Source organism: Hydrogenophaga borbori, from assembly GCF_003417535.1.
Classification (GTDB): Bacteria; Pseudomonadota; Gammaproteobacteria; order Burkholderiales; family Burkholderiaceae_C; genus Hydrogenophaga; species Hydrogenophaga borbori.
This window is the reverse complement of the sequence record NZ_QVLS01000012.1, coordinates 1-25,962: the sequence shown is the minus strand read 5'-3', so window position 1 is coordinate 25,962 and position 25,962 is coordinate 1. Positions and strand designations below refer to the sequence as shown.

Here is a 25,962-nt window from a genome sequence, read left to right as displayed (position 1 = left end):
GCTGGCCGACCCACCGGGGCTCAGGGCGGAACGTCCAGCGGTGGCCGCGGCGCGTCGCCGGACCTGGCCGCCGGCCGCCACTCGCTCCACGCATACGCCGGCAGGGCGATCGCCAGCGGCATCAGGTAGTGCGCCGCGCGGTAGGCCAGCACCGCCGCCAGCGCCTCGTTCAGCGGCACCACGCCCGCCAGCGCCGCCGCCACCACCGATTCCAGCACCCCCAGACCCGAGGGCACGTGCGTCAGCGCCCCCGCCACGCCGGCCAGCAGCAGCGCGCCCAACACCAGGGGGTACGGCGCGCGGCCCTGCAGCAGATTCCATAGGCTCAGCGCCATCAGCATCCACACCGTGGCGCCCATTGCCGCCTGCACCAGCGCCACGCGGGCGCCCGCCAGCGGCAGCGTGTGGCCGCGCCAGCGCAGCGCCGTGCGCCGGCCGAACAGGCACAGCGCGTGGTAACCCACGGCCACCAACAGCAGCACGGCGCCCAGCGCGCGCAGCGCGCCCGCGCCCGGGGCCCCTTCGATCCGCAGCGGCGGGGGCGAGCACACCAGCACCGTGCCCAGCACCCAGCACCAGCCGAGCCAGTTGGCGATGAAGCTGTGCGTCACCATCTGTCCCACCGTGCCCGCCGACAGGCCAGCCCGCGTGTACAGGCGCAGCCGCATGCCCACGCCGCCGATCAGCGCGCCGAAGTTGAGGTTGAAGGCGTAGGCGATGGCGGCCACCGTGAGGGTGCGCGCGCGCGTGATGCGCGCGCGCGCCAGCCGGCGCCCGATCAGGTCGTAGCAGGAGAACAGGGTGTGGGCGCACAGGGCCAGCGCCGCGGACACGGACACCACGCCCAGCGGCAGCTCGCGCAGCGAGGCCCACACCCGGGCCCATTCCACCTCGCGCGCCTGTTGCGCCACCAGATAGAGCACCACCGCCGCCAACAGCCAGGGCAGCCAGCGGCGCGCCTGCGGCCACAGGCGCTTGAGGGCCCGGCCCGGGGTCATCGTCCCCCCTGCATGGGGGCGGGCTCCGGTTGAACGGGCACCACGCGTGGCCTCGCATGGTGCGCCCAGCGGGCCCAGGCCGGGAAGCGCCGCAGCGCGTGGAACACCACCAGGCTGCGCAGCACGATCCAGGCGGAGCGCAGCCGGCCCGGTCGCGACAGGCGAACGGGCTCGCAGCTGCGCCGCAGCACCTGGTCCAGCGTGTCGCGCAGCACGGCGGCGAAGGCCTGGTCGCGCACGACCACGTTCGCTTCCAGGTTCAGGCTCAGGCTGGTCGGGTCCAGGTTGCTCGACCCCACCGTGGCCCAGTGGTCGTCGATGACGGCCACCTTGGCGTGCAGCGGGCGCTCGGTGTACTCGTGGATGCGCACCCCCGCGCGCAGCAGGTGTTCGTACAGCAGCATGGTGGCGCGCTGCACCCAGGGCATGTCGGGATTGCCCTGCAGGATGAGGTCCACGCGCACGCCGCGGCGCGCCGCGCGGCGCAGGTCGCGCACCAGGCGGTAGCCCGGGAAGAAGTAGGCGTTGGCGATGAGGATGCGCGAGCGCGCGCTGCGGATGGCGGCCCGGTAATGGCGCTCGATGTCGGTGGTGTGGCGGTCGTTGTCGCGCGTGACGAAGGCGGCCACCGCGCCCTCGTCGGGTCGCGGTGAGTCGTCCGCGTGGCGGCGCTGACGCAAGCGGCGCCAGCGCTGCAGCCACATCTCGCGCGGGGGCTGTGGCGTGTTCAGCTTGGTGCGGCAGTAGGCCTCGATCTGTTCCACCAGCGGCCCTTCCAGGCGCACGGCGTAGTCGAGCTTGGCCTGCGGGTCCAGGCCGATGACGTGGTCGCGCGAGTAGTTGATGCCGCCCACGAAGGCCACGCGCCCGTCGACGACGGCCAGCTTGTTGTGCATGCGCCCCAGCATGTTGATGCGCGCGCCGAAGAGCCGGCGCACCGGCTCGAAGGCGCGCAGCCGCACGCCGGCGTCGAGCAGGCCCTGGGTGAACTCCGCGCCCAGGTCCGGCGACCCCCAGCCATCGACGAGCACATGGACCTCGACGCCGCGTTCGGCGGCGCGCATCAGCGCGGCGCGCAGCTCGCGGCCCACCGAATCGTCAAACCAGATGAAGGTCTCGATCAGCACGGCGTGCTTCGCCGCGTCGATGGCCTGGAACACGCGGGGGTAGTAGTCCTCGCCGCAGCACAGCAGCTCGATGCGATTGCCCGGCAGCCAGCGTGAGTTCATGGAACGGGTGGCCGTGTTCATGCGGCCTCCCCGAGGCGAACCTCCGCCGCCAGCGGCGCGTGGTCGGACAGGCGCGACCAGGGATGGCGCGGCATGGGCAGCGGCCGCACCGAGGCCACGCCACGCACGTATATGCGGTCGAGCCGCAGCAACGGCCAGGCGGCCGGGAAGCTGCACGCGTGCCGGCCCTGGGTCTGGCGGAACACCTCGCTCAGGCCGATGCGCGCGAGCCGCGCGTCCGCGCGCTGGCGCCAGTCGTTGAAGTCGCCCGCCACGATCAGGGGCGCGCCGGGCGGCACCTCGCTGTCGATGACCTCGCGCAGCGCGGCGATCTGCGCCTGGCGATCGCGCTCCAGCAGGCCCAGGTGCACGCACATCAGGTGCAGGGCGGGCAGCGCGCCGTGACTCACCACGCAATGCAGCACACCGCGCTGCGGCATGGTGCGCGGCCCCGAGAGACAGTGGTTGCGGCTCTTGACGATGGGGAAGTGCGAGAGCACGGCGTTGCCGTAGCTGTCGCGCGGCGCCACGGCGTTGCGGCCGTAGGCGTGGTCCTTCCAGATGCTGTCGGCCAGGAACTCGTATTGCGACACCCCGGGGTGCCGCTCATCCGGCTCGCCGCCGCCGCGCACCTCCTGCAGGAAGACCACGTCGCTCTGCACCGCGCGCACGGCTTCGCGCAACTCGTGCAGCACGAAGCGCCTCTTGAAGAAGCTGTACCCCTTGTGGATGTTCACCGTCAGCACACGCAGGCTCCCCCGCTCTCTCTGCACGGGCATTGCACACTCCTTCCAGTCGCGCCCGGCGACGTCTTGTTCGTGAGGCCATCCATGGTGCGCGCGCCGGCCGGGGGCCGGGGCAACCACCGGTAAATGCGCCCCCGGCGCAGCCGGCCGCAGCCTGCCGGCTGATTGACATTTCGGCTGAGGGTGCTAGGCGCCGCATCGGGCGCCGAGGGGACCGCATCGGGCGCCGAGGGGGCCGCGCGGCGCCAGGGGCCCCGGGGCGATCGGCTACAGTGTTCGGCTGTTTTCGCCCGCCTCCCGCTCGCCGACCGTGACCGACTCCCTGGCCGCCCACACCCCCATGATGCAGCAGTACCTGGCCCTCAAGGCCGGGCATCCGCACACGCTGCTCTTCTACCGCATGGGGGACTTCTACGAACTGTTCTACGAGGACGCCGAAAAGGCCGCGCGGCTGCTGGACATCACGCTGACGCAGCGCGGCCAATCGGCCGGCAAGCCGGTGGTCATGGCCGGCGTGCCCTTCCATTCGGTGGACACCTACCTCGCGCGGCTGATCAAGCTCGGCGAGTCGGTCGCCATCTGCGAGCAGGTGGGCGACGTGGCCACGGCCAAGGGGCCGGTGGAGCGCCAGGTGGTGCGCGTGGTCACGCCCGGCACGCTGACCGACGCCGAACTGCTGTCGGACAAGAGCGAGTCCCTGCTGATGGCCGTGCACGCGGGCGCGCGCACGGGCTGCGGCCTGGCCTGGCTGTCGCTCACGCAGGGCATCGTGTTCCTGGCCCAGTGCGCCAGCGACGAACTGGCCGACTGGGTGGCCCGCCTGGCGCCCGGCGAGCTGCTCTACAGCGCCGAGACGACGCCCGCCTTCGAGCAGCGCGTCATGGCCCTGGCCGGGGCGCCCACGCCGCAGGGCGGCAAGCTGGTCACGGTGCTGCGCCCGGCCTGGGCCTTCGACGCCGCGCTGGGCCAGCGCAAGCTGCTCGAGCAGCTGCAGGCCGCCAGCCTGGCCGCCTGGGGCGCCGAGGACCTGGGCGACGCGCACGCCGCCGCCGGCGCCCTGCTCGCCTACGCCGAACACACCCAGGGCCGCGCGCTGGCCCATGTGCGCAGCCTGCAAGTGGCGCGCATCGACGAGCGCATCGACCTGCCACCCAGCACGCGCCGCAACCTCGAGTTGGTGCAGACCTTGCGCGGCGAGAGCAGCCCCACGCTCTTCTCCCTGCTCGACACCTGCGCCAGCGGCATGGGCAGCCGCGCGCTGCGCCAGTGGCTGCTGGAGCCCCGGCGCGACCGCGCCGAGGCGCGCGAACGCCTGGGCGCCATCGGCGTGCTGCGCGCGGGCCCCTGGCAGCGCCTGCGCGAGCGGCTGAAGGGCTGCAGCGACGTCGAGCGCATCACCGCGCGCATCGCGCTGCGACAGGCCAAGCCGCGCGAGCTGGTGGGCCTGGGCCAGACCCTGGGTCGCGCCGGCGAGCTCGCGTCGGCCCTGGCCCCGCTGGGCACCGACGCCCTGCTCGCCCGCCTGGCCACCCATCTGCAGCCGCCCGCCGGCTGCGCCGAGCTGCTGCAGCGCGCCCTGCTGAGCGACCCCTCGGCGCTGGTGCGCGACGGCGGCGTCATCGCCGACGGCTTCGACGCCGAACTCGACGAGCTGCGCGGCTTGCAGCAGAACAGCGACGCCTTCCTCATCGAGTTGGAGGCGCGCGAACGCGCCCGCACCGGCATCGCCAACCTGCGCGTGCAGTTCAACAAGGTGCACGGCTTCTATATCGAGGTCACGCAGGGCCAGCTGGACCGCGTGCCCGACGACTACAAGCGCCGCCAGACGCTCAAGAACGCCGAGCGCTTCATCACGCCCGAGCTCAAGGCCTTCGAGGACAAGGCGCTGTCGGCGCAGGAGCGCGCGCTGGCGCGCGAGAAATGGCTGTACGAAGGCCTGCTCGACAGCCTGCAGGCCTTCATCGACCCGCTCACCACCCTGGCGCGCGCGCTCGCCGCGCTGGACGCGCTGTGCGCGCTCACCGAACGATCGCTCACGCTGAACTGGTGCGCGCCCAGCTTCGGCAGCGAACCGGGCATCGAGATCCGCGGCGGTCGCCACCCGGTGGTGGAAGCCCGCCTGGCCGAGACCGGCGCGGGCGCCTTCATCGCCAACGACACGGTGCTGGGCCCCAAGGCGCGCATGCAGGTCATCACCGGCCCCAACATGGGTGGCAAGAGCACCTACATGCGCCAGGTGGCGGTCATCGCCCTGCTGGCCAGCATGGGCAGCCATGTGCCCGCGCAGTCCTGCCGCCTGGGGCCCATCGACGCCATCCACACCCGCATCGGCGCGGCCGACGACCTGGCCAACGCCCAGTCCACCTTCATGGTGGAGATGACCGAGGCGGCGCAGATCCTGCACACCGCCACGCCCAACAGCCTGGTGCTGATGGACGAGATCGGCCGCGGCACCTCCACCTTCGACGGCCTGGCGCTGGCCGGCGGCATCGCCGCGCACCTGCACGACAAGGCGCGCTGCTTCACGCTGTTCGCCACCCACTACTTCGAACTCACCGAGTTCCCCGCCACGCACCACGCCGCCGTGAACGTGCACGTGAGCGCGGCCGAGGGTGGCAGCAAGGGCATCGTGTTCCTGCACCAGATCGAGCCCGGCCCCGCCAGCCGCAGCTACGGCATCCAGGTGGCCCGGCTGGCGGGCGTGCCCGCCCCGGTGGTGCAGCACGCCCGGCACGCCCTGGCCGCGCTGGAGGCGCACAGCGCCGAACAGCAGACCCAGGTGGACCTGTTCGCGCCGCCACCCGCGGCCGAGGCGCCCGAACCGCACCCGCTGGTGGCCGCCCTGGCCGCCATCGACCCCGACACGCTGAGCCCGCGCGACGCGCTGGACCAGCTCTACCAGCTGAAGAAGCTCGCCCAACACGCCGCCACCGAGGCCGGGAGCCCGTCATGACCTACTGCGTCGCCGTCAAACTCAAGGCCGGCATGGTCTTCCTGTCCGACTCGCGCACCAACGCGGGCCTCGACCAGATCAGCTCGTTCCGCAAGATGATGGTCTACGAGAAGGCCGACGACCGCTTCATGTGCCTGCTGTCGGCGGGCAACCTGAGCATCTCCCAGTCGGTGCGCGAGATGCTGCAGACCGAGCAACTCGACGACCACGAGGGCGGCGAGCCCATCACCATCTGGAACGCGCGCAGCATGTTCGACGCGGCGCGCGTGCTCGGCGCGGCGGTGCGCCACGTGTGGCAGCGCGACGGCGAATCGCTGCAGCGCGCGGGGGTGGACTTCAATGTCTCGCTGATCTTCGGCGGCCAGATCCGCGGCGAGGGCATGCGCCTGTTCCAGGTCTATTCGGCCGGCAACTTCATCGAGGCCACGGCAGAGACGCCCTTCTTCCAGATCGGCGAGTCCAAGTACGGCAAGCCCGTGCTGGACCGCGTGATCACGCCCGAGACGCCGCTGGACGAGGCGGCCAAATGCGCGCTCGTGTCCATGGACTCCACGCTCAAGTCCAACCTGTCGGTGGGCCTGCCGCTGGACATGGCGCTGTACGAGGCCGACACCCTGCGCATCGACAAAATCGTCTGCATCGAAGAGAACAACCCCTACTTCCGCATGGTGCGCAGCACCTGGGGCCGCAAGCTGCGCGAAGCCTTCGACGACATCGAGCACCCCACCTGGGACGGCAGCCAGACCAGTGTGCCGCTGATCTGCGACAGCGAGCGCCTGGGCCCGCTCAAGAAGATCACCAACCCGCGCGAGCGCCTCATCTAAGGCGATGCGAGAGAACCCGGCGTGATCGTCTTCTCCCACGCCAACAGCTTTCCCGCGGGCACCTACCAGGCGCTGTTCCGCTCGCTGCGCGCGCGCGGCCACACCGTGCGCGCGGTGGAGCAGTTCGGCCACGACCCGCGCTACCCGGTCACCAGCAACTGGCCGCACCTGGTGCAGCAGCTCGCCGACTTCGCCGCCGCCGAGGTGGCGCGCACGGGCCAGCCCCCCTGGCTGGTGGGCCATTCGCTCGGCGGCTTCCTCAGCCTCATGTGCGCGGCGCGCCACCCCGAACTGGGCGGCCAGCGCGTGCGCGGCGTGCTGCTGATCGATTCGCCGCTGCTGGGCGGCTGGCGGGCGCGCACGCTGGAGCTGGTCAAGCGCACGCAGCTGGTGGGCTCGGTCTCGCCCGGGCGCATCAGCCGCAAGCGCCGCCAGGCCTGGCCCGACGCGGCCTCCGCGCTGGAGCACCTGCGCCACAAACGCGCCTTCGCGCACTGGGACCCTCAGTGCCTGAGCGACTACATCGAGCACGGCATGCACGACGCCGACACGCCCCAGGGCCCGCAGCGCGTGCTGAATTTCGACCGCGAGGTCGAGACGGCCATCTACAACACACTGCCCCACAACCTGGACCGCCTGCTGCGCCGCCACCCGCTGCGCTGCCCGGTCGGCTTCATCGGCGGCACCCGCTCGCAGGAAATGCAGCAGGTGGGCATGGCCATGACGCGCCGCGTGCTGGGCCGCGGTGGCGAGGCGCGCCAGCGCTTGATCGAAGGCTCGCACCTGTTCCCGATGGAGCGGCCCCAGGAAACGGCCGCCGCCATCGACGAGCTGCTGGCCGCGATGGCCTGAGCGAGGGCGCCGGAGCACCCCCGTATCGCCCCCGATGGTGGAGGCCCCCCATCGATATATGCTCGCCGCCGTGACCACCGACGACGCCCCGCCCGCCGACGCCACCCCCGACACCGCCAGCGCCCGGGCCTTGCGCCGGCTGCGCCTTCTGCTCACCTCCTGGAACCCGCACCGCCACCCCTGGTGGCTGCGCATCGGCGTGGCGGTGCTGCTCACCGCCGCCGCCACCTGGCTGCGCGTGGCACTGGCGCCGGCAGAAAGCGGCGGGCGCTTCGTTACCCTCACGCTGGCGGCCGCGGTCTGCGCGCTCTACGGGGGCTTTCGCATCGGCATGCTCAGCACGCTGCTGGGCATGGCGGCGGTCAACTTCCTCCTGGTGAAGCCTTATTTCAGCTTCGCCATCAGCGACCCCCACGAGGCCTTCTGGCTCAATTTCTGGCACCTGCTCACGCAACTCGTGGTGGTGGGCGCCATCGCGCTGATGCAACGCCAGACGCGCGAGCTCCATGCCAGCATGGAGCAGGCCCGCGCCAGCCACCAGCGCATGCTCGACACCTTCGAGAACAGCGCCACCGGCGTGGTGCACACCCACCCCGACGGCCGCTGGATCCGCATCAACCGCAGCTACTGCGAGCTGCTGGGCTACACGCGCGAGGAACTGGCGCGCACCCACTGGAAGGACTACACCCACCCCGACGACCTGGCGGCCGACCTGGCGCAGATGCAGCGCGTGCTGCGCGGCGAAACCGACCACTACACGATGGAAAAGCGCTACTTCCACAAGCGCGGCCACATCGTCTGGGTGTTGCTGTCGGTCGCCCTGATCCGCAAGGCCGATGGCTCGCCCGATTACGAGATCGCGGTGGTGCAGAACATCACCGAGCGCAAGGCCACCGAGGAGGCCTTGCGCACCAGCGAACGGCTGTTGTCCCAGGCGCAGGAACTGGCCCAGATGGCCGGCTGGCGCTACGACGCGGCGCGGCGCGAGTTCACCTCGCTGGGCAACGCGCACGTGATCATGGGCATTCCACGCTCGGTGTTCAGCGACCTGGACATGGTGGCCGCCACCCACCCCGACGACCGCGAGCGCATGCAGCAGGCCTGGGCCGACGCCTTCCGGCTCGGCCGGCCCTACGACATCCAGTACCAGCTCAACCTCACGGGCGACTGGCGCTGGGTCTCGGTGCGGGCCGAGTTCGAGCGCGACGCCACCGGCCGCGTGACCCACGGCCTGGGCATGTTGCTCGACATCACCGAGCACAAGCGGGCGGAGCTGCAGATCCAGCAGCTCAACGCCTCGCTGGAGGAGCGCATCCGCGAGCGCACCCAGGCCCTGAAAGCCGCGTACGACGAGCTGGAGAGCTACTCCTACGCGGTCGCGCACGACCTGCGCTCGCCGCTGCGCATCATCAACGGCTTCGCCCAGGCCTTGAAGGAAGACAACCCGGCGCTGCCGGCCGAAAGCCACCGCCACCTGGCGCGCATCCGCGAGGCGAGCAAGAAGATGGGCGAGCTCATCGACGGCCTGCTCAAGCTGTCGCAGATGGCGCGCGGCGAACTGCAGCGCGCGCCGGTGGACCTGTCGGCCATCGCCACGCGGCAGCTGCGCGAGCTGGCGGCCACCTCGCCCGAGCGCCAGGTGACGTGGTCGGTGCAGCCGGGCCTGGTGGCCCTGGCCGACGAACCACTGATCGAAGCCCTGCTGCAGAACCTGCTGCACAACGCCTGGAAGTACAGCGCCCAGACCGAGCGGGCGGCCATCCATCTGCACATGCAGGAGCGCGACGGTCGGCGCGAGTTCGTGGTGGCCGACAACGGCGCGGGCTTCGACATGGCGCGCGCGGGCAAGCTGTTCCAGCCCTTCCAGCGGCTGCACCTGCCGCAGGAATTCGCCGGCCTGGGCATCGGCCTGGCCACGGCGCGGCGCATCGTGCTGCGCCACGGCGGCGAGCTGCGCGCCGAGAGCGCGCCGGGCCAGGGCGCGCGCTTCTACTTCACGCTGCAGCCGCAGGCCTGAATCAGGCCGTCCAGTTGATCCAGCCGCCCCAGGCGGTGAGCGCGATCAGCACGCCGAAGGCTATGCGGTACCAGGCGAAGGGCACGAAGGTGTGCGAGGAGACGAAACGCAGCAGCCAGCGCACGCACACCCAGGCCGACAGCCAGGACACGATGAGGCCAGTGGCGAAGAACGGCAGGTCGGCCATGGACAGCAGCTCGCGGTTCTTGTAGAGGTCCAGCGTGGCCGCGCCCAGCAGCACCGGCAGCGCAAGGAAGAAGCTGAACTCGGTCGCCGCGCGCCGGCTGTAACCCACCAGCATGCCCCCGATGATGGTGGCGCCCGAGCGGCTCACGCCCGGCACCAGGGCCGCGCACTGAATCAGGCCGACCTTGAGCGCGTCGCTCCAGCGCACGTCGTCCACGGTGTCCACGCGCACCGGCGCGCCGCGCGCCTGGCGCGCCTCGGCCCAGAGCATGATGAAGCCGCCGACGATGAAGCCGGCCGCCACCACGAAGGGGTGGAACAGCACGCCCTTGATGACACCGATGAACAGGAAACCCAGCACCGCCGCCGGCAGGAAGCCGATCAGCACGTTGGCCGTGAAACGGCGCGCCACCGCGTCGCCCGTGGGCAGGCCGCGCAGGGTGTCGAGGATGCGCTGGGCGTAGACCGAGACGATCGCCAGGATGGCGCCGGTCTGAATGACGACCTCGAAGACCTTGACCTTCTCGCCCGTGAGGCCGAGCAGGTGGCCCGCCAGGATGAGGTGGCCCGTGGAAGAGACGGGCAGAAATTCGGTGAGGCCTTCGACCACGCCCATGAGGGCGGCCTTGATCAGCAGAATCGGGTCCATGCGGTGGGGGTTCGGAGAACGCGGTTGGGCAGCCGGGCATTCTAGGTGGCGCGCCGGCCGCAGCCCGCCGGCGGGAAACAAAGCGCAACCGCCGCCCGCGCGGCCGCGTGCTATGTTCGCGGCCATCATGCCCAAGACCCTGCGCTACACGCTGATTTCGCTCAAGGAGATGCTGCTGTCGGGCAGCCCCATCGTGCTGATCACCATCGCGCTGGTGGCCTTCACCTGGTGGTGGCTCAAGCCCAACCCGCCCACGCGGGTGGTGCTGGCCACCGGGCCGGAGCAAAGCGCCTACGACACCTTTGGCCAGCGCTACGCCGAAGCACTCAAGCGCCACGGCATCACGGTGGAGCTGGTGCGCACCGAAGGCTCGGCCGACAACCTGGACCGGCTGCGCGAAGGCACGGTGGAGCTGGGCTTCGTGCAAGGCGGCACCGCCGACATGGGCTACGACGACGACGAAAGCATCGTCTCCCTGGGCAGCCTGTTCGTGGAGCCGCTCTGGCTGTTCTACCGCGAGGCCGCGGCTCGCAAGCTCGGCCCCAGGGATGGCACGGTGCGCAACCTGGCCGAGCTCAAGGGCTGGCGCGTCAACGTCGGCACGCCGGGCAGCGGCGTGCCGCGCCTGTTCAACCGCCTGCTGGAGGTCAACCGCATCGAACCCGGCCAGATCACGCTGAGCCGGCTGGAGCAGACCCCGGCCACCGTGGCCTTCCTGGACGGCCAGCTCGACGCCGTGGTGTTCGCCTCGGCGCCCGAATCGCTGATGGTGCAGATGCTGCTGCAGACCCCGGGCGTGAAGCTGCTGGACTTCGCCCAGGCCGAGGCCTATTCGCGCCGCTTCGGCTACCTCACGCCGGTGACCATGCCGCAGGGCATGGTGGACCTGGCGCGCAACGTGCCACCGCGCAATGTGCGCCTGGTGGCCTCCACCACCTCGCTGCTGGCGCGCTCGGACACGCACCCCGCCATCCTGCAGCTGTTCGCGCAGACGGCCATGGAGGTGCACAGCGGCGCCGGCTGGTTCAACCGCGCGCGCGAGTACCCCAATCTGGAGCACAGCGAATTCCCCGCGGCGGGCGAGGCCGAGCGCGCCTACAAAGGCGGCCTACCCTTCCTGCAGCGCTACCTGCCGTTCTGGGCGGCCAGCGTCGTCGAGCGCATGTGGCTGGCGCTGGGCCTGATCATCGCGCTGGCGCTGCCGCTCTCGCGCATCGTGCCGCCGCTCTACACCTTTCGCATCCGCTCGCGCGTGTTCCGCTGGTACGCGGAGCTGCGCGAAGTGGAGCAGCGCGCCGAGTCGGGCAGCGCCACGCCCGACGACCTGCTGGAGCAGCTCGACGGCATGGAAGCCAAGGTGGAGAAGGTGGTGGTGCCGCTGTCGTACACCGACGAGCTGTACGCGCTGCGCAACAACATCCACCTGGTGCGCAAGAAACTGCTGCGCCGCCGGGACAGCGGCGGCAGCGACCCCCAGGACGAGGGAACGCCAGCCCGCGCGGCGGCGGATCGCGTCGACTAACGCTTGCCCGAGTTCTTGAGGGCCTGCTGGGCCACCGCGTCCAGCGCCTCGTCGACCACGCTGTGGTCGGCCACCACGCGCAGCTTGTCCTGCTCGATCAGGCGGTCCACGCCGCGGCGCGTCATGGACATGGACTTGCCCGAGGCGGTGCCGAACAGGAACAGCGTGCCGTGCGGGCTGGCCCAGGTGAGCTGCACGCGCAGCGCCTGGCCTTCCTGGTACAGGTCGAACCAGCTGCCCACCGCGAGCGAGGTGGCATCGCGCAACACCATCCCGGCCTTGATGTCGACCCATTCGCGCTGCATGGGCTGCGTGGCCGCGAAGCCGGGCTGCGTGGTCTCGGGCAGCGAGTCGTCGTAGAAGTTGGTGGCCTTCGCCTCGTGCTGGCGCATCCACAGCTCGGCGTCGTCGGGGTTGAACACGCTGGCGTCGACCTCGGTCGGCGCGGGTGCGGCCTCGCTGCTGCGCTGGGTCTTGTAGGCAGCCTCGTGCAGGCCCATGAGGGTCTGGAAGAAGGCCTCGACCTTGTCGCGCGGGTAGTCGATGGCGTCCAGGCCTTCGCGCAGGGTGCGCAGCACCGGCGGGATGATGCGCACCAGGCGCGGCCGGTTCTGGCTGGCCAGCGCCAGCTGGCTGGACCACAGCAGATCGGACAGGATGTCGACGTAGCGCTTGGAGGTGGGGTCGCCGGAGGTGAGCGGCGGGTTGTCGGCCTCGTCGATGCGCGCCTTGGCCACCACCTGCGCCCACACGCCGGTCAGGAAGCGGCGCACCGGGCCCGGCGTCCTGGGGTAATCGGGCCGGGCACGGAATTCGTTGGCGATCTTCTCGGCCAGCAGCTTGCGCTGCTCCACCTTCACCAGGGTCTGCACGGCGCGGCCGCGCGCCTCGCGCTCGCCGCGCGGCACGGCGCGGTCCTCGGACTGGCGCAGCTGGTCGAGCAGCGTGGGGAAGCGATCGGCCAGGTCGGTCTTGCCGGGGCGGCGCAGTTCGTACACCACATGCCGCAGCTCCTGCAGGAAGCCGCTGTAGCCCTCGTCCTGTTCGCTGGTGAAGGCCAGGCTGCGCGCGGTCACGGCATCGAGCAGGCGCCGCGCGGGGTTGTTGCGGTCGGCGAAGAAGCGCGGGTTGCTCGTGGCGAGCTCCAGCAGCGCCGGCTTCATTTCCTGCAGGTGGCCGCGCACCGGCTTGAGCAGGCGCTTGTCGGTGGCGATGCGCTGCATCATCAGCGTCACCACCTCGCCGGCCAGGGCGCGGGTCATGGCGTCGTTGGCGCGGCGCGCGCCCTCGCCGCCTTCGGTGTCGCCCACCAACAGGCGGTGCAGGTGGTCCAGCGTGAGCAGGGCCTCCTGGTCGCTCATCGGGCCTTCGAGCAGGTCCTGGCCCATGAGCTCTTCCTCGACCACGGCGCGCGACTCGGGCGCCATGACGACCGCGTAGCCGGCCGGCTGCACGCCCTGGGCGTTGAGCCAGGCGCTCAGGTGGCGGTAGAGCACGTCGAGCGATTCACCCAGCGGCGTGGCGCCCACGCGCAGCCAGCGGGCGCGCGCGGCGGGCGTCACGTCCAGGCCCTTCAGCGAGGACAGCAGGGTTTCGACGAACACCTGCACGCGCAGCGGGTTGAGCTCGGCGTTGACCACCTTGAAGCCCTGGGCGGTGGACAGGCGCGCGGTGAATTCGTTGAAGGCGTCGTCGGCCGACAGCATGGCCGTCTGCTGGGCGCGGGCGATCTCCACGCGCTCATGCACCTGGTCATCGCCCATGAGTTCGAGTTCGTCCAGGCTGAGCGCGGGCTTGCGCGCCTGCGCGCTCGCGGCCGGGGCCTGCTCCAGCCGGTCGGCCAAGGCGGACAGCCAGTGGCGGGCCACCGCGTCGCGCTGGCGGTGCACCGACTGGTGGGCCTCCAGCAGGGCCTGGCGCTCGTGGACCTGGGTCTGCGCCAGCTCCCGCTCGCGCAGCAGGCCGTGTACGCGGTCGATCCAGGCGGGGATCCATTGCCGGCACTGGTCCAGTGCCTCCTTCAGGCAGAGGTCAAGGGCCGGGAGCGGGGAATTGGGCATGGCAAAAGCATCGACGACGAACGGCGGGGGCATTGTGCCCCGCGAACCATCGTCCCAAAAGGGTGGAAAAGGCCAGCCCGGCCCGGCAATTCAGGCCTTGGTGTCGCCCGGCGCCGACAGCAGCTCGCGCCAGCCCTCAGGCCCGAGGCGGCGCAGGGTTTCCATGTTGCGGGCCACGATGGCGTCCGCGTCGCCGCCCTCGCTGGCCACGGCGCGGGCCACGCTGTCCTCGCGCAGCAGGTGCAGCGTGGGGAACGGCGCGCGGTTGGTGGCGTTCGTGATGTCGTCGGGCTCGGTGCCCTCGAAGCGGTAGTCGGGGTGGAAGCTGGCGACCTGGATCACGCCCTCCAGGTCGTGCTCGGCCACCACCTCGTCGGCAACGCCGAGGAAGTCGTTGAAGACCTCGAAGTCGGGGAACAGCGTGGGGTGGACGATGAGCGTGGTGTCGATCCGCTCGGGCGGCGTGGCCGCGAGCAGCTCGAGCTCGCGGTCCAGGTCGTCGAGCAGCCCGTCGACGTGGCGCGCAGTGCTCACCACGATGCGCACCTGGTTCTTCACCCACACGGCGCGCGCGAACGGGCACAGGTTGAGGCCGATGACGGCCTTCTCGATCCAGTGCCGCGTCGCGGCGACGACCTGCTCTTCGGTCACGCCAGGCTCTTGAAGCGCGGGCGCTTGGGCGCGGCGCCCTCTTCGCCCAGGCGCTGCTTCTTGTCGGCCTCGTACTCCTGGTAGTTGCCGTTGAAGAAGAACCACTGGCTGTCGCCCTCGGCGGCCAGGATGTGCGTACAGATGCGGTCGAGGAACCAGCGGTCGTGGCTCACCACCAGGGCCGAGCCGGCGAACTCCAGCAGTGCCTCTTCCAGCGCGCGCAGGGTTTCCACGTCGAGGTCGTTCGAGGGTTCGTCCAGCAGCAGCACGTTGCCGCCTTCGCTGAGCATCTTGGCCAGGTGCAGCCGGCCGCGCTCGCCGCCCGAGAGGTTCTTCACCAGCTTCTGCTGGTCGCCGCCCGAGAAGTTGAAGCGCCCGCAGTAAGCGCGGCTGGGCATCTGGAACTTGCCCACGGTGATCATGTCCAGGCCGCCGGAGATGTCTTCCCAGACGGTCTTGTCGCCGGCCAGGCCGTCGCGGCTCTGGTCCACGGCGGCGATCTTCACGGTCTGGCCGATCTTGACCTCGCCGCTGTCGGGCTGCTCCTTGCCGGTGATGAGCTTGAACAGCGTGGACTTGCCGGCGCCGTTGGGGCCGATGATGCCGACGATGGCGCCCGCGGGCACCGAGAAGCTCAGGTTGTCGATGAGCAGGCGGTCGCCGTAGCTCTTGCTCACGCCCTTGAACTCGATGACCTCATTGCCCAGGCGGTCGGCCACGGGGATGAAGATCTCGTTGGTCTCGTTGCGCTTCTGGTATTCGACGTCGCTCAGCTCCTCGAAGCGGGCCAGGCGCGCCTTGCTCTTGGCCTGACGGCCCTTGGCGTTGGAGCGCACCCACTTGAGTTCTTCCTTCATGGCCTTGCGGCGCGCGTCCTCGGTGCGCTGTTCCTGCTCGAGGCGGGCTTCCTTCTGCTCCAGCCAGCTGGAGTAGTTGCCCTTGTAGGGAATGCCGTGGCCGCGGTCGAGTTCGAGAATCCACTCGGCGGCGTTGTCGAGGAAGTAGCGGTCGTGGGTGATGGCGACCACGGTGCCGGAGAAGCGCTGCAGGAAGTGCTCCAGCCATTCCACCGACTCGGCGTCCAGGTGGTTGGTGGGCTCGTCGAGCAGCAGCATGTCGGGCTTGGACAGCAGCATGCAGCACAGGGCCACGCGGCGCTTCTCACCACCGGAGAGCAGGCCGATCTTGGCGTCCCAGGGCGGCAGGCGCAGCGCGTCGGCGGCGATCTCGAGCTGGTGCTCGGAGTCGGTGCCGGCGGTGGCGATGATGGCCTCGAGCTGGGCCTGCTCGGCCGCGAGCGCGTCGAAGTCGGCGTTTTCCTCGGCGTAGGCCGCGTACACCTCGTCCAGGCGCTTCTGCGCGGCGCGCACCTCGCCCATGCTGTCTTCCACGGCTTCGCGCACCGTCTGGTCGGGATTGAGCTGGGGCTCCTGGGGCAGGTAGCCGATGCGGATGCCCGGCATCGGGGTCGCTTCGCCTTCGATCTCCTTGTCGAGGCCGGCCATGATCTTGAGCAGCGTGGACTTGCCCGAGCCGTTCAGGCCGAGCACGCCGATCTTGGCGCCCGGGAAAAAGGACAGGGAGATGTCCTTGAGGATCTGTCGCTTGGGCGGCACGATCTTGCCGACCCGGTTCATGGTGAAGACGTACTGAGCCATGGTCTTTCTGTGGGAAATTTGCAGCGCGAGGCGTCGCGCGAAACCACGGATTATCGACCCATGCGACAATACGGCCGTTCGGGCACGTCAGTTGGCCCGACACCAGCTGCCTGCTGGGGCGTGCCTCCCGCGCGGACACCGCCAACTCCCCTTGAAATCCATCGGCCCCGGACTGAGCGGGGCGGCACCCGAGCGGTGCCCCCCGTGTGGCCGATGCCCCAGCGCCCTGGAAGGGCGCAGATTCACATAATGACATTCGAAGAATTGAACCTGGCCCCGGCCATCGTGCAAGCCGTGCACGAGCACGGGTACCACACGCCCACCCCCATCCAGGTGGAGGCCGTTCCGGCCGTGCTGGCGGGCCGCGACCTGCTCGCCGGCGCCCAGACCGGCACCGGCAAGACCGCCGCCTTCACGCTGCCCATGCTGCAGCGCCTCTCCCAGGGCCAGCGCCCGGCCAACCGCTTCGGCGGCATCGGCATCCGCGCCCTGGTGCTCACGCCCACGCGCGAACTCGCCGCCCAGGTCGAGGAATCGGTGCGCGTCTACGGCAAGCACGTGGACCTGTCTTCCACCGTGGTGTTCGGCGGCGTGGGCATGAACCCCCAGATCGATGCCATGAAGCGCGGCGTGGACATCCTGGTGGCCACGCCGGGCCGCCTGCTCGACCTGCAGCAGCAGGGCTTCCTCGACCTGTCGGCCGTGCAGATCCTCGTGCTCGATGAGGCCGACCGCATGCTCGACATGGGCTTCATCCACGACGTGAAGAAGGTGCTGGCCCTGCTGCCCCAGAGCAAGCAGAGCCTGTTGTTCTCCGCCACCTTCAGCGACGAAATCCGCGACCTGGCCCAAGGCCTGCTGAAGGACCCGCAGCACATCCAGGTCACGCCGCGCAACACCACGGTGCAGCGCATCACCCAGGTGATCCACCCGGTGGGCCGGGGCAAGAAGAAGTCGCTGCTGGTGCACATCATCCAGCTGCACAACTGGAGCCAGGTGCTGGTCTTCACCCGCACCAAGTTCGGCGCCAACAACGTGGCCGACTACCTCAACAAGAATGGCATCACGGCCATGGCGCTGCACGGCAACAAGAGCCAGGGCGCGCGCACCCAGGCACTGGCCGGCTTCAAGAGCGGCGAGATCCGTGCCCTGGTGGCCACCGACATCGCCGCGCGCGGCATCGACATCGATGAGCTGCCGCACGTCGTCAACTACGACATCCCCAACATCTGCGAAGACTACGTGCACCGCATCGGCCGCACCGGCCGCGCGGGCCGCGAAGGCCAGGCGGTCAACCTCGTGAGCCTGGACGAAGAAGGTTTCATGATGGAGATCGAGCGCTTCACCAAGCAGCAGATCCCGGTGGAGATGTTCGCCGAGTACATGCCCGAGCCCGGCGAGAAGGCCGAGCCCATCGCCATGGGCCGCCAGACCCTCTGGGGCGGCGCGGGCAAGCCGCCCAGCCGCGACGTGATGGCCGCCGCGGCCAAGGCCGCGCGCCAGGAGATGGTGCAGCGCATCCGCGAGAAGAAGTCCAGCGAAGGTCAGGGCCAGGGCCAAGGCCGCGGTGGCCGCGGCCAGGGCGATGGCCAGCCGCGTGGCCAGGGCCAGGGGCAAAAAGCCAAGGGCCCGCGCCCGCAGGGCAACGGCCAGGGCGGTCAGCACCAAGGCCAGGGTGGCGGCGGTCAGGGCCATGGTCAGCAGCGCCAGCGCCCGCCGCGCGGCGATCGTCCGCCGCGCGCTGAGGGCGAGGAAGGCTACGAGCGCCAGCCGGGCCCCAACGCCCACCTGGGCAGCCTGCGCATCCGCGAGCCGCGCCCGCGCCAGGCCAACCCGAACGGCCAGCCCGACCCGCTGCGCACCGGCATCGACGCCATGCGCACCAGCAACCGGTTCAAAAAGAAGAACAACAACAAGAAGGGTGGCGGTGGCGGCCAGCGCGGCGAAGGCAACGTCGATCCGCTGCGCACCAACTACGGCCGCATCGGCAACAACTAGGCCTCACCCCCGCCGCGCTTCGCGCGCCCCCTCAAGGGGGCGGCACCGGCGGCCCGGCACAGCCGGTTCCGCGGTGTCGCTGGGTTGGAGCACGCGAAACGTGCCCGGTCCGTCTGCCGCGGCCGGCGTCAGGTCTTGACAAAGGCCGTCACCAGCGGCTCATCGCCCAGTTGCCGGCTCCAGTGGCCGTGCACGGCCGGATCGAACGTGGCGCCTGGGGGCAAGGTGTCGGCCGAGTAGAAATGCTCGCCCGGGCCGAACACGCGGCTGCTGCCGTCCTGCAGGCCGATTTCCATGCGTCCGCGCAGCACGATGAGCCACTGCGGCGCGTCCGTGCAATGGAACTGGCTGCGAAACCCCACCGGGCTTTCGCGCAGCACCAGGCCGCTGGCCGGCTGCGGCGCCGACAGGCGGGCGGCGGGCGAGCCGCCGTCCAGCGCCAGCGCTTCTTCGCGAAAGCGCGCGCGGCCGTCGGTGTCGGTGAACAGAATGACGCGGGTGAAGGTGCTCATCGGGACTCCGCAAAGGCCCGGTTTCTACCAGATGCGCCCCCGTCGATTCGGGCCGCGTTTTCGCGCACACTTGGTTCTTTGCCCGCCAAACCATGCGCCTGCTCCTTGCCGAAGACGACACCATGTTGGGCCAGGGCCTTGAAAAAGGCCTGGGCATGGCCGGTTTCACCGTGGATTGGGTGCGCGACGGCCTGGCCGCGCAGGCCGCCTTGCAGGCCGGCGGCCACGAGGTGCTGCTGCTCGACATCGGCCTGCCGCACCAGGATGGCCTGCAGCTGCTGCGCTGGATGCGCGAGCAGCTGCTGGACATCGCGGTGCTGGTGGTGTCGGCGCGCGACGCCGTGAGCGACCGCGTCGCCGGCCTCAACCTGGGCGCCGACGACTACCTCACCAAGCCCTTCGACCTGGACGAACTGGTCGCGCGCGTGCACGCGCTGGCGCGCCGGCGCCATGGCCGCCCGCAGCCCGAGATGCGCCTGGGTGCGCTGGTGCTGAGCCCGCCGCGGCGCGAGGCCACGCTGAACGGCCAGCACCTGGCGCTGTCGCCGCGCGAGTTCGACCTGCTGGCCACCCTGATGGAACGCCCCGGCCACGTGCTCTCGCGCGAACAGCTGGAGCAGCGCATGTACTCCTGGCAGGACGAAGTGCTCAGCAACGCCGTCGAGGTGCACCTGCACCACCTGCGCCGCAAGCTCGGCCCGGCCTGGGTGCGCAACGTGCGCGGCGTGGGCTACAAGCTGGTCGAACCGGTCGACCCCCAATGAGGTCCCTGCGCCAGCGGCTGCTGCTGTGGCAGATCGGCGCGCTGGTGGCCGCCGCCGCGCTGGAAGGCCTCATCACCTACCAGCTGGCCTGGGACGGCTTCAACCGCTCCCGCGACAGCGTGCTGCAATCGATCGCCTACTCGGTGGTCCGCCACGGCCTGCGGCCGCCACCAGGCGCCGCCAGCCCGTCCCCAACCACGGCACCGGACACCCCCGTGGGTCCGGCCCAGGACCTGGGCCACTTCACCACGCAGATCTGGACCGCCCAGGGCCGGCTGGTCTACAGCTCGGTGGTCGGGGGCGGGCCGCCGCTGCAAGCGCCGGGGCTGAACGTGGCGAACTGGAACGGCGAGGACTGGCGGGTCTACACCCTGGCCGAACGCGACCAGATCGTGCAGGTGGCCGTCACCAACGCCGATCGGCTGGCGCGCTTCGGCGAACTCCTGCCCGGCCTGCTCGCGCCGCTGGGCGTCCTGGTGCTGGTGATGTGGCTGCTGATGCAAGCCGCCGTGAACAAGGCCCTGGCGCCGCTGAAGGCCTGGGGCCGCGACCTGCGCCGCCGCGAGGGCGGCGAGCTGCACGCCGTGGGCACCGCGGCGCTGCCCGAGGAGCTGGTGCCGCTGGGCGAAGCGCTCAACCAACTGCTGGCGCGCGTCGAGGCCCTGCTGGGCAGCCAGCGCGCCCTGCTGGCCGACGCGGCGCACGAACTCAACACACCCCTGGCCGCGGTGAAACTGCAGGCCCAGCTGGCGCGGCGCAGCGGCGAGGCCACGCGCACGGCGGCGCTCGACGAACTCGACCGCGGCATCGAACGCGCCACCCACCTGGTGGCGCAGCTGCTGCAGATGGCCCGGCTGGAGCCCGGGGTGCGCGAGCGCGAGCCGCGCCCGCTGCGCCTGGACACGCTGGCCGCCGGGGTGGTGGCCGCGTTCTCGGCGCGCGCCGACCAGCGGGGCATCGACCTGGGCCTGGCGCCCAGCGACGCCGCCTGGGTGGCGGGTGACGAGGAAGACCTGCGCGTGCTGCTGAACAACCTGGTCGACAACGCGCTGCGCCACGCCCCCCGTGGCGGGCGCGTGGACGTGCAGGCACGCACCGAGGGCGGGCGCGTGCGGCTCACGGTGGACGACAACGGCCCCGGCATCCCCGAGGCCGACCGCGAGCGGGCGACGCGCCGTTTCGTGCGCCTGGACGGCTCGACGGCCCCGGGCAGCGGCCTGGGCCTGTCCATCGTCGCGCGCGTCGTGGCGCAGCACGGCGGCGCACTCACCCTCGCCGAGCGCGAGGGCGGTGGACTGAGCGTGCGCGTCGAGCTGCCCGCCGCGCCCGAGTCGCGTTAAACTGTTTCTGTTTTCGCAACAATTAAAGGCCTGTAGGGCCAGACAACGATCCCATGGACCGATTGCATTCCATGCGCGCCTTCCAACGGGTGGTCGACGAAGGCGGCTTCGCGGCCGCCGCGCGCGCACTGGACCTCTCCCCCGCCGTCGTCACGCGCCTGGTGGCCGACCTCGAGGAACACCTGGGCACCCGCCTGCTGCACCGGACCACGCGCCGCGTCTCGCTCACCGAGGCCGGCGAGGTCTACCTGGAGCGCGTGCGCCAGATCCTGCTCGACCTGGAGGAAGCCAGTGCGCTCGTGAGCTCGCAAACGCAGGAGCTGGCCGGCGTGCTGCGCGTGCTGGCGCCGCCCGTGCTGGCCATGCACGTGCTCGCGCCCATGCTCGCGGGCTTTCGCCAGGCCTACCCCAAGATCCGGCTCGACATCGAGGTCGAATCCCACCGCGAGCCACCGGTGGAGGACTACGACATCACCCTCATCGGCGCCGACGCCAGCTTCGACGCCAACGTCATCGCGCGCAAGGTGGTCAGCACCGAAGGCATCCTGCTGGCCTCGCCCGCCTACCTGGCGCGGCGCGGCCACCCCCAGCGCCCGGAAGACCTGGCGCAGCACGACCTGCTGCGGCTCAAGCCGGCGGCCGGGCGCTCGCGCAAATGGCGCCTGCTCAACGCCAACGAAGGCGACCGCGCGGTGGAGGTGGACGCCCAGCCCGTGGTCTGGGCCAACCACAACGACACCCTGATCCACGCCGCGCTGGACGGCGCGGGCATCACCGCCACCTCGGTGGAGCTGGCCGCGCCGCTGCTGGCCGACGGCGACCTGGTGCGCGTGCTCAGCCCCTGGATCACCAACCGCCTGACCATGTACGCCGCCCTGCCCAGCCGCAAGTTCGTGCCCCGGCGCACGCAGGTCTTCCTCGACCACCTCATCGAACAGACGCGCGCGCGCGTCGACCAGGCCCTGGCCACCTGCATGGCCTGCTGATGACGGAGACACACCCATGACCGACCCGAACGCCATCCACTTCGGCCACCACGACCGCGTCGTCATCGTCACCGGCGGCGCCCAGGGCATCGGCGCGGCCTGCGCGCGCCGCTTCGCGCGCGAGGGCGCGCGGGTGGTCATCGCCGACGTGGCGCGCGCGCCCGGCGAAGCGCTGGCGAGCGAACTCAACGGGCGCTTCGTCGCCTGCGACGTGGGCGACAAGGCGCAGGTGGACGGGCTGGTGGCCCAGGTGCTCGACGAGGCCGGCCGCATCGACGTGCTGGTGAACAACGCCGGCATCTTCAAGGCCGCCGACTTCCTGGAGATCAGCGAAGCCGACTTCGACGCCGTGCTGCGGGTCAACCTCAAAGGCGCCTTCCTGGTGGCGCAGGCCGTGGCGCGCGCCATGGTGCGCGGCGGCGTGCGCGGCGCCATCGTGCACATGAGCTCCGTCAACGGCGTCATGGCCATCCCCAGCATCGCCAGCTACAACGTCAGCAAGGGCGGCATCAACCAGCTCACGCGCGTGATGGCGCTGGCCCTGGCCGACCACGGCATCCGCGTGAACGCGGTGGCGCCGGGCACCATCGCCACCGAACTGGCGGCCCAGGCCGTGCTCACCAGCGACGACGCGCGCCGCAAGATCCTCAGCCGAACCCCCATGAAGCGCCTGGGCGAACCCGAGGAAGTGGCCGACGTGGTGGCCTGGCTCGCGAGCGACGCCGCGGGCTACGTGACGGGCGAGATCGTCACGGTGGATGGGGGGCGGATGGCGCTGAACTACACGGTGCCGGTGTAGTGTCTGGCCGTCACAACCGCCCACCCCTGCGAGGTCCCCGATGAAGCGCTTGCCGTTCTTGATCGCCTTGGCCGGCGCCGGCCTCATGGCCACCGTGGGCGCCGCCCCAGCCCAGGCCTCGTCGACCCCACCCAAGCGCACGCCCCCGCCGGCGTCCCGCCAGGCCGCGCCGCCGCCGGCGGCCGAGGCCCCGCGCGGCGACACGCCCGTGCACAAGTTCTTCCAGTCCTGGGGACGCGGCATGGACAAGGCCGGCGAGGCCCTCGACAAGGTGCCCAAGCCCGACAAGCGCTGGCCGGGCAAGGCCAATACCCAGCGCCCCCCGGACACCTCGCCGAAAGGCGATCCGTACAGCAGTCCGTGAAAGGTGCAGCGCGCCCGAGCGCTCAATTGAGGAAAGGGAAGGCCAAATCCACGCCCGCGCGCTCGGCTTCTTCGGCCCAGATGCGCTTGCTGGTGGCCCGTGGGATTTGTAGGGTGGTGTAGAGGAAGGACTCCACTTCGACGCAGTAGTCGTTCTCTTCTTCAGCCCTGCCGGCCTTGTGGGCGGCGAACGAGGCGCGCAGCATCTGGCGCAGATGGAATTCGTCAGACCCCTCGCCGATGCCGCCGACGGCGTTGCCTTGGTATACGCGAGTGAAGATGACAGCGGAATGGGATTGGGTGTCCCCGGTAGATGGTGAAAGAGCTGCCTTCGTACTCTCCGGTGATCGTGCCGTCCTTGAATGGCTTGAATCCTTGGTCCGTTCGCAGATAGATGCCGCGCGGTTCGAACAGCAACACCGGCTTGCCCTTTGCATTCTTGTAGGGCTCTGTATCGCCTGAGGTGATCGCATCGCACCAGTCATCGCCGTCGACGTCCACCCAGGTCACGTCGACGGCGTCCTCCTTGGGCATGGGCGTGAGTGCGTCGATGTGGCGCATTCTGGGCAACCGCCCCAATCACTTTCTGGACCGATCGCAACGCTGGCCCACGGTCGAGTAATAGAAGGCAATGACCGTGTCGCGGGTCGCGTCGTCGGCTTTCTTGAAGGCATCGACTTCGGTGTCCCAGCGGTACACGCTGCTGTATTCAGCACACCCCAGTTTGACCAATTCCTCTCCAAGATCGTTGCCGCTTTTCAGACCAAGTACATAAGGAGCACCACCAGATTTCCCATACACCAGTGATACGTTAGTTAGATCCACTTGGTACGTTGGCCATATCGTCGGTTCAAGCGCACTAATTTCTTCACTCCAAGACTTCTTTCCTCGAAGGGGCGAATTCCAGCGCGTACGCGTGGCTAACATCAACATGTCCTCCAGCCAATACGATGCCATCTGTGAGTTCAACGGATATGGAATGGCCCAGGCAAAATCACACCAACCATCACCGTTGAAGTCTGCCACAAGGGGCTCATACCAATGGGTTCGAATCGCCTCCCTGGATTCTTTTCCACGCTCGGCTTTCAGTGCAGGGCGTTTGATCAAAGACATCCTGCACAGAGGGGCTTCATTGCTCAAATTCAACTTCAAATTCTGCGCATGCGCGGCCACTGTGACCGTTAGGCAGGCGATCATCGATATCGAAAGAATCTGTTTTCTTTTCATATCACTTGAGGTTGAGAGGTTGCATCCGAAGGCCTGCGGTGTTCTTCAATTCGTCGCCACAGCGCAATGATCGCCAGTCGCCTCGTCCAACACTTCGACTAAACTCGTCTGCGTAATTTTTCACCCACGAAGGCAAGTCCATGGCTGGTGCGGTAATGCGGCGAACGTTACCCCAGTTGTGCATTGCAGCCACTCGCTGCGCCAAGTCATCTTCGACCGTCCTTTGACGGATCATGTGTTCATCTGTTCCCGGTGCTTCAGTATTCAGAAATTGCCCTGCAAGCGAGGGCGCCTCCACAATTTTTGATAGATTATTTTTCAGGAAAATTTTTGACACGAAGTTGTACTCATCTTGACTGGAGTACAACCACATCAGCCAAGTGCCAAAACTTGTCTGTCCATCACCATCAACCATTCGAATAACGGCCTCCGAAGCAAAGGCATTTTTTCCTTCAGCCTCCGTCCGAGCCCGGCCTTCAGGAGTGAAGCCCAACATGTCAACATACTCTCGTTGATTCAGTCCTGTGTCGTGCTGAAACTGAGTTTGCTGCCTGGTTGTCAGTGACTCCCAGATGTGTTGGGCCTGTTGAAAACTCAGACCCGTTCCGAAATCCATTCGAACCTTTGAAAATGAGCGCGCCGCCACGGCGGCACGCCCATTCGCGATCCTCACCATATCCAGCATGGTCCCCATGGCCCCATTGGGCAGCCGCACCGGCTGATCCAGGCGCAACTGGTGGCGCTGCTGCGCGTTCAAGTCCTTGGCAACCGTTGTGAGCGTTCTCAGAAACGTCTCCACCACGAACTGCGTGCGGCCATAGCTGGCGTAGTACTCGTGCCCGTTGATCTTGATGGCGGTGTTGCTGCGGCAGCCGTTGTTGGCTGAGCAGTCCTTGTAGATGGCGGACGTCGCGGGAGATTCCTGCAGCTCCGCTGCGGCTTCGTACTTGTTGATGCGCCGCCGCTCCTCGTCGTTGGCATACGCCACGGGCAAGGTCGTGGGGCGGTTGCAGTTGAGGATGCGTTGAGCGTTGGCTTGGGGGCCACTCATGCCCGCCAGCGCGGCTTCCTTGTCGCGATCGACGTGGATGTCCGCCTCCCCTGGCGCGAAGCGAATCGGCGGCAGCAGCGCCGCGCGCGATGGACACGATCGCCCAAAGACCTGCTCCCGATCGGTCTGGATGTAGCTGGCGATCAGCGCCGTGGCGTCGTCGTCGCTCATGTTGTCGATGGTGAATTCGGGGATGCTGATGAGCGCCTCGCCGTAGTGCTGGAAGAAGTCCGCCGCCATGGGGTTGTCCGCGCCGCCCCAGGCGCTGGCGGCTTGCCCGCCGCCCAGGAAGTTGCCTCCGACGTCCACGAGCAAGGCGCTGGCCGCCTGCGCGTACTCATTGCGCTTCTGGCCCAGCGCACTGGCGTCCCCGCCGCCCTGCACGTCGTCGACGATGAAGGCCCAGCGCGCCTTGACGAAGCCCTGGTCGATGCCCAGTGCCTTGCCTTTGGCGTCGGTGGTGATGGCGAAGTAGCGGATGCGCGCCGCGCCATCGGGATCGAAGTACGCGTCGGGGCGCCCGCCCGCGTAGGCGTAGAGGTCCAGCAGCAGGCCCGCGGGCAGATCGTTGATGGCG

23 protein-coding genes are annotated in these 25,962 nt (G+C 69.6%); 11 read left to right on the top strand and 12 right to left on the bottom strand.

Annotated elements, in window-relative coordinates; genetic code table 11:
• Nucleotides 1–20 precede the first annotated feature (20 nt).
• From DY262_RS17400 to DY262_RS17390, 3 genes are read right to left on the bottom strand one after another with little or no spacing between them, the layout of a single operon-like run.
• On the bottom strand, nt 21–998 hold the full coding sequence (locus DY262_RS17400; protein WP_116960370.1) for a lysylphosphatidylglycerol synthase domain-containing protein: 978 nt from the start codon (nt 996–998) through the stop codon (nt 21–23).
• Entirely contained in the window at nt 995–2,248 is a 1,254-nt protein-coding gene (gene clsB, locus DY262_RS17395; RefSeq protein WP_116960369.1) for a cardiolipin synthase ClsB, read from the bottom strand. Before clsB ends, DY262_RS17400 begins: the two co-directional genes overlap by 4 nt.
• On the bottom strand, nt 2,245–3,006 hold the full coding sequence (locus DY262_RS17390) for an endonuclease/exonuclease/phosphatase family protein (RefSeq protein WP_116960368.1): 762 nt from the start codon (nt 3,004–3,006) through the stop codon (nt 2,245–2,247). Before DY262_RS17390 ends, clsB begins: the two co-directional genes overlap by 4 nt.
• Nucleotides 3,007–3,313: 307 nt before the next feature.
• On the opposite strand from DY262_RS17390, the gene mutS reads away from it, so the two are divergent.
• From mutS to DY262_RS17370, 4 genes are read left to right on the top strand one after another with little or no spacing between them, the layout of a single operon-like run.
• Entirely contained in the window at nt 3,314–5,926 is a 2,613-nt protein-coding gene (mutS, locus tag DY262_RS17385; protein ID WP_116960367.1) for a DNA mismatch repair protein MutS, read from the top strand.
• On the top strand, nt 5,923–6,750 hold the full coding sequence (locus DY262_RS17380; protein WP_116960366.1) for a proteasome-type protease: 828 nt from the start codon (nt 5,923–5,925) through the stop codon (nt 6,748–6,750). The genes mutS and DY262_RS17380 overlap by 4 nt, the downstream gene beginning before the upstream one ends.
• A 21-nt stretch (nt 6,751–6,771) precedes the next feature.
• Complete coding sequence (locus DY262_RS17375; protein ID WP_116960365.1) at nt 6,772–7,602, top strand: alpha/beta fold hydrolase; 831 nt, start codon at nt 6,772–6,774, stop codon at nt 7,600–7,602.
• 58 nt (nt 7,603–7,660) lie between these two features.
• Nucleotides 7,661–9,619: a PAS domain S-box protein gene (locus DY262_RS17370; protein ID WP_181936551.1), complete on the top strand. Its 1,959-nt coding sequence runs from the start codon at nt 7,661–7,663 to the stop codon at nt 9,617–9,619.
• Nucleotide 9,620: 1 nt separating this feature from the next.
• On the opposite strand, the gene DY262_RS17365 is transcribed toward DY262_RS17370, so the two are convergent.
• Nucleotides 9,621–10,454, bottom strand: a complete 834-nt coding sequence (locus DY262_RS17365; RefSeq protein WP_116960363.1) for an undecaprenyl-diphosphate phosphatase — start codon at nt 10,452–10,454, stop codon at nt 9,621–9,623.
• Nucleotides 10,455–10,581: 127 nt separating this feature from the next.
• Between DY262_RS17365 and DY262_RS17360 the strand changes: the two genes are divergently transcribed.
• A complete protein-coding gene (locus DY262_RS17360) occupies nt 10,582–11,976 on the top strand; it encodes a TAXI family TRAP transporter solute-binding subunit (protein ID WP_245981074.1) in 1,395 nt (464 codons plus the stop codon).
• On the opposite strand, the gene DY262_RS17355 is transcribed toward DY262_RS17360, so the two are convergent.
• The 3 genes from DY262_RS17355 to ettA all read right to left on the bottom strand — a co-directional run bounded on the left by DY262_RS17355 (nt 11,973) and on the right by ettA (nt 16,345).
• Nucleotides 11,973–14,036, bottom strand: a complete 2,064-nt coding sequence (locus DY262_RS17355; protein ID WP_181936550.1) for a DUF1631 family protein — start codon at nt 14,034–14,036, stop codon at nt 11,973–11,975. The two genes, DY262_RS17360 and DY262_RS17355, sit on opposite strands and share 4 nt — an antisense overlap.
• Nucleotides 14,037–14,126: 90 nt before the next feature.
• The gene (locus DY262_RS17350; RefSeq protein ID WP_116960361.1) at nt 14,127–14,687 is read right to left on the bottom strand and encodes a DUF1415 domain-containing protein; all 561 of its coding nucleotides are present in this window, start codon (nt 14,685–14,687) and stop codon (nt 14,127–14,129) included.
• Complete coding sequence (ettA, locus tag DY262_RS17345; RefSeq protein WP_070397598.1) at nt 14,684–16,345, bottom strand: energy-dependent translational throttle protein EttA; 1,662 nt, start codon at nt 16,343–16,345, stop codon at nt 14,684–14,686. The genes DY262_RS17350 and ettA overlap by 4 nt, the downstream gene beginning before the upstream one ends.
• Before the next feature lie 249 nt (nt 16,346–16,594).
• Here ettA and DY262_RS17340 point away from each other — a divergent pair, with 249 nt between their 5' ends.
• Complete coding sequence (locus DY262_RS17340) at nt 16,595–18,343, top strand: DEAD/DEAH box helicase (RefSeq protein WP_116960360.1); 1,749 nt, start codon at nt 16,595–16,597, stop codon at nt 18,341–18,343.
• Between the two features lie 128 nt (nt 18,344–18,471).
• Here the strand turns inward: DY262_RS17340 and DY262_RS17335 are convergent, their stop codons facing one another.
• Entirely contained in the window at nt 18,472–18,855 is a 384-nt protein-coding gene (locus tag DY262_RS17335; RefSeq protein ID WP_070397596.1) for a cupin domain-containing protein, read from the bottom strand.
• 92 nt (nt 18,856–18,947) lie between these two features.
• Between DY262_RS17335 and DY262_RS17330 the strand changes: the two genes are divergently transcribed.
• The 5 genes from DY262_RS17330 to DY262_RS17310 are packed head-to-tail and all read left to right on the top strand — an operon-like array spanning nt 18,948 to nt 23,108.
• On the top strand, nt 18,948–19,619 hold the full coding sequence (locus DY262_RS17330; protein ID WP_116960359.1) for a response regulator: 672 nt from the start codon (nt 18,948–18,950) through the stop codon (nt 19,617–19,619).
• Nucleotides 19,616–20,959 carry a sensor histidine kinase gene (locus DY262_RS17325; protein ID WP_116960358.1) on the top strand — a complete coding sequence of 448 codons (1,344 nt, stop codon included), beginning with the start codon at nt 19,616–19,618 and terminating at the stop codon, nt 20,957–20,959. Before DY262_RS17330 ends, DY262_RS17325 begins: the two co-directional genes overlap by 4 nt.
• Nucleotides 20,960–21,012: 53 nt before the next feature.
• Nucleotides 21,013–21,945: a LysR family transcriptional regulator gene (locus DY262_RS17320; RefSeq protein ID WP_116960357.1), complete on the top strand. Its 933-nt coding sequence runs from the start codon at nt 21,013–21,015 to the stop codon at nt 21,943–21,945.
• Nucleotides 21,946–21,961: 16 nt separating this feature from the next.
• Nucleotides 21,962–22,744, top strand: a complete 783-nt coding sequence (locus DY262_RS17315; RefSeq protein ID WP_116960356.1) for an SDR family NAD(P)-dependent oxidoreductase — start codon at nt 21,962–21,964, stop codon at nt 22,742–22,744.
• 40 nt (nt 22,745–22,784) lie between these two features.
• Nucleotides 22,785–23,108 carry a hypothetical protein gene (locus DY262_RS17310; RefSeq protein ID WP_116960355.1) on the top strand — a complete coding sequence of 108 codons (324 nt, stop codon included), beginning with the start codon at nt 22,785–22,787 and terminating at the stop codon, nt 23,106–23,108.
• A 22-nt stretch (nt 23,109–23,130) separates the two neighbouring features.
• Here the strand turns inward: DY262_RS17310 and DY262_RS17305 are convergent, their stop codons facing one another.
• The 4 genes from DY262_RS17305 to DY262_RS21845 form a co-directional block, all read right to left on the bottom strand.
• A complete protein-coding gene (locus DY262_RS17305; protein WP_116960354.1) occupies nt 23,131–23,313 on the bottom strand; it encodes a hypothetical protein in 183 nt (60 codons plus the stop codon).
• Between the two features lie 19 nt (nt 23,314–23,332).
• Nucleotides 23,333–23,668 (bottom strand): hypothetical protein, encoded by a 336-nt coding sequence (locus DY262_RS21650; protein WP_147326265.1) that lies wholly within the window; start codon nt 23,666–23,668, stop codon nt 23,333–23,335.
• Between the two features lie 18 nt (nt 23,669–23,686).
• Nucleotides 23,687–24,334 carry a hypothetical protein gene (locus DY262_RS21645; protein ID WP_147326264.1) on the bottom strand — a complete coding sequence of 216 codons (648 nt, stop codon included), beginning with the start codon at nt 24,332–24,334 and terminating at the stop codon, nt 23,687–23,689.
• 1 nt (nt 24,335) lies between these two features.
• On the bottom strand, nt 24,336–25,962 hold a 1,627-nt coding region (locus DY262_RS21845), incomplete at its 5' end, for a hypothetical protein (RefSeq protein WP_181936549.1).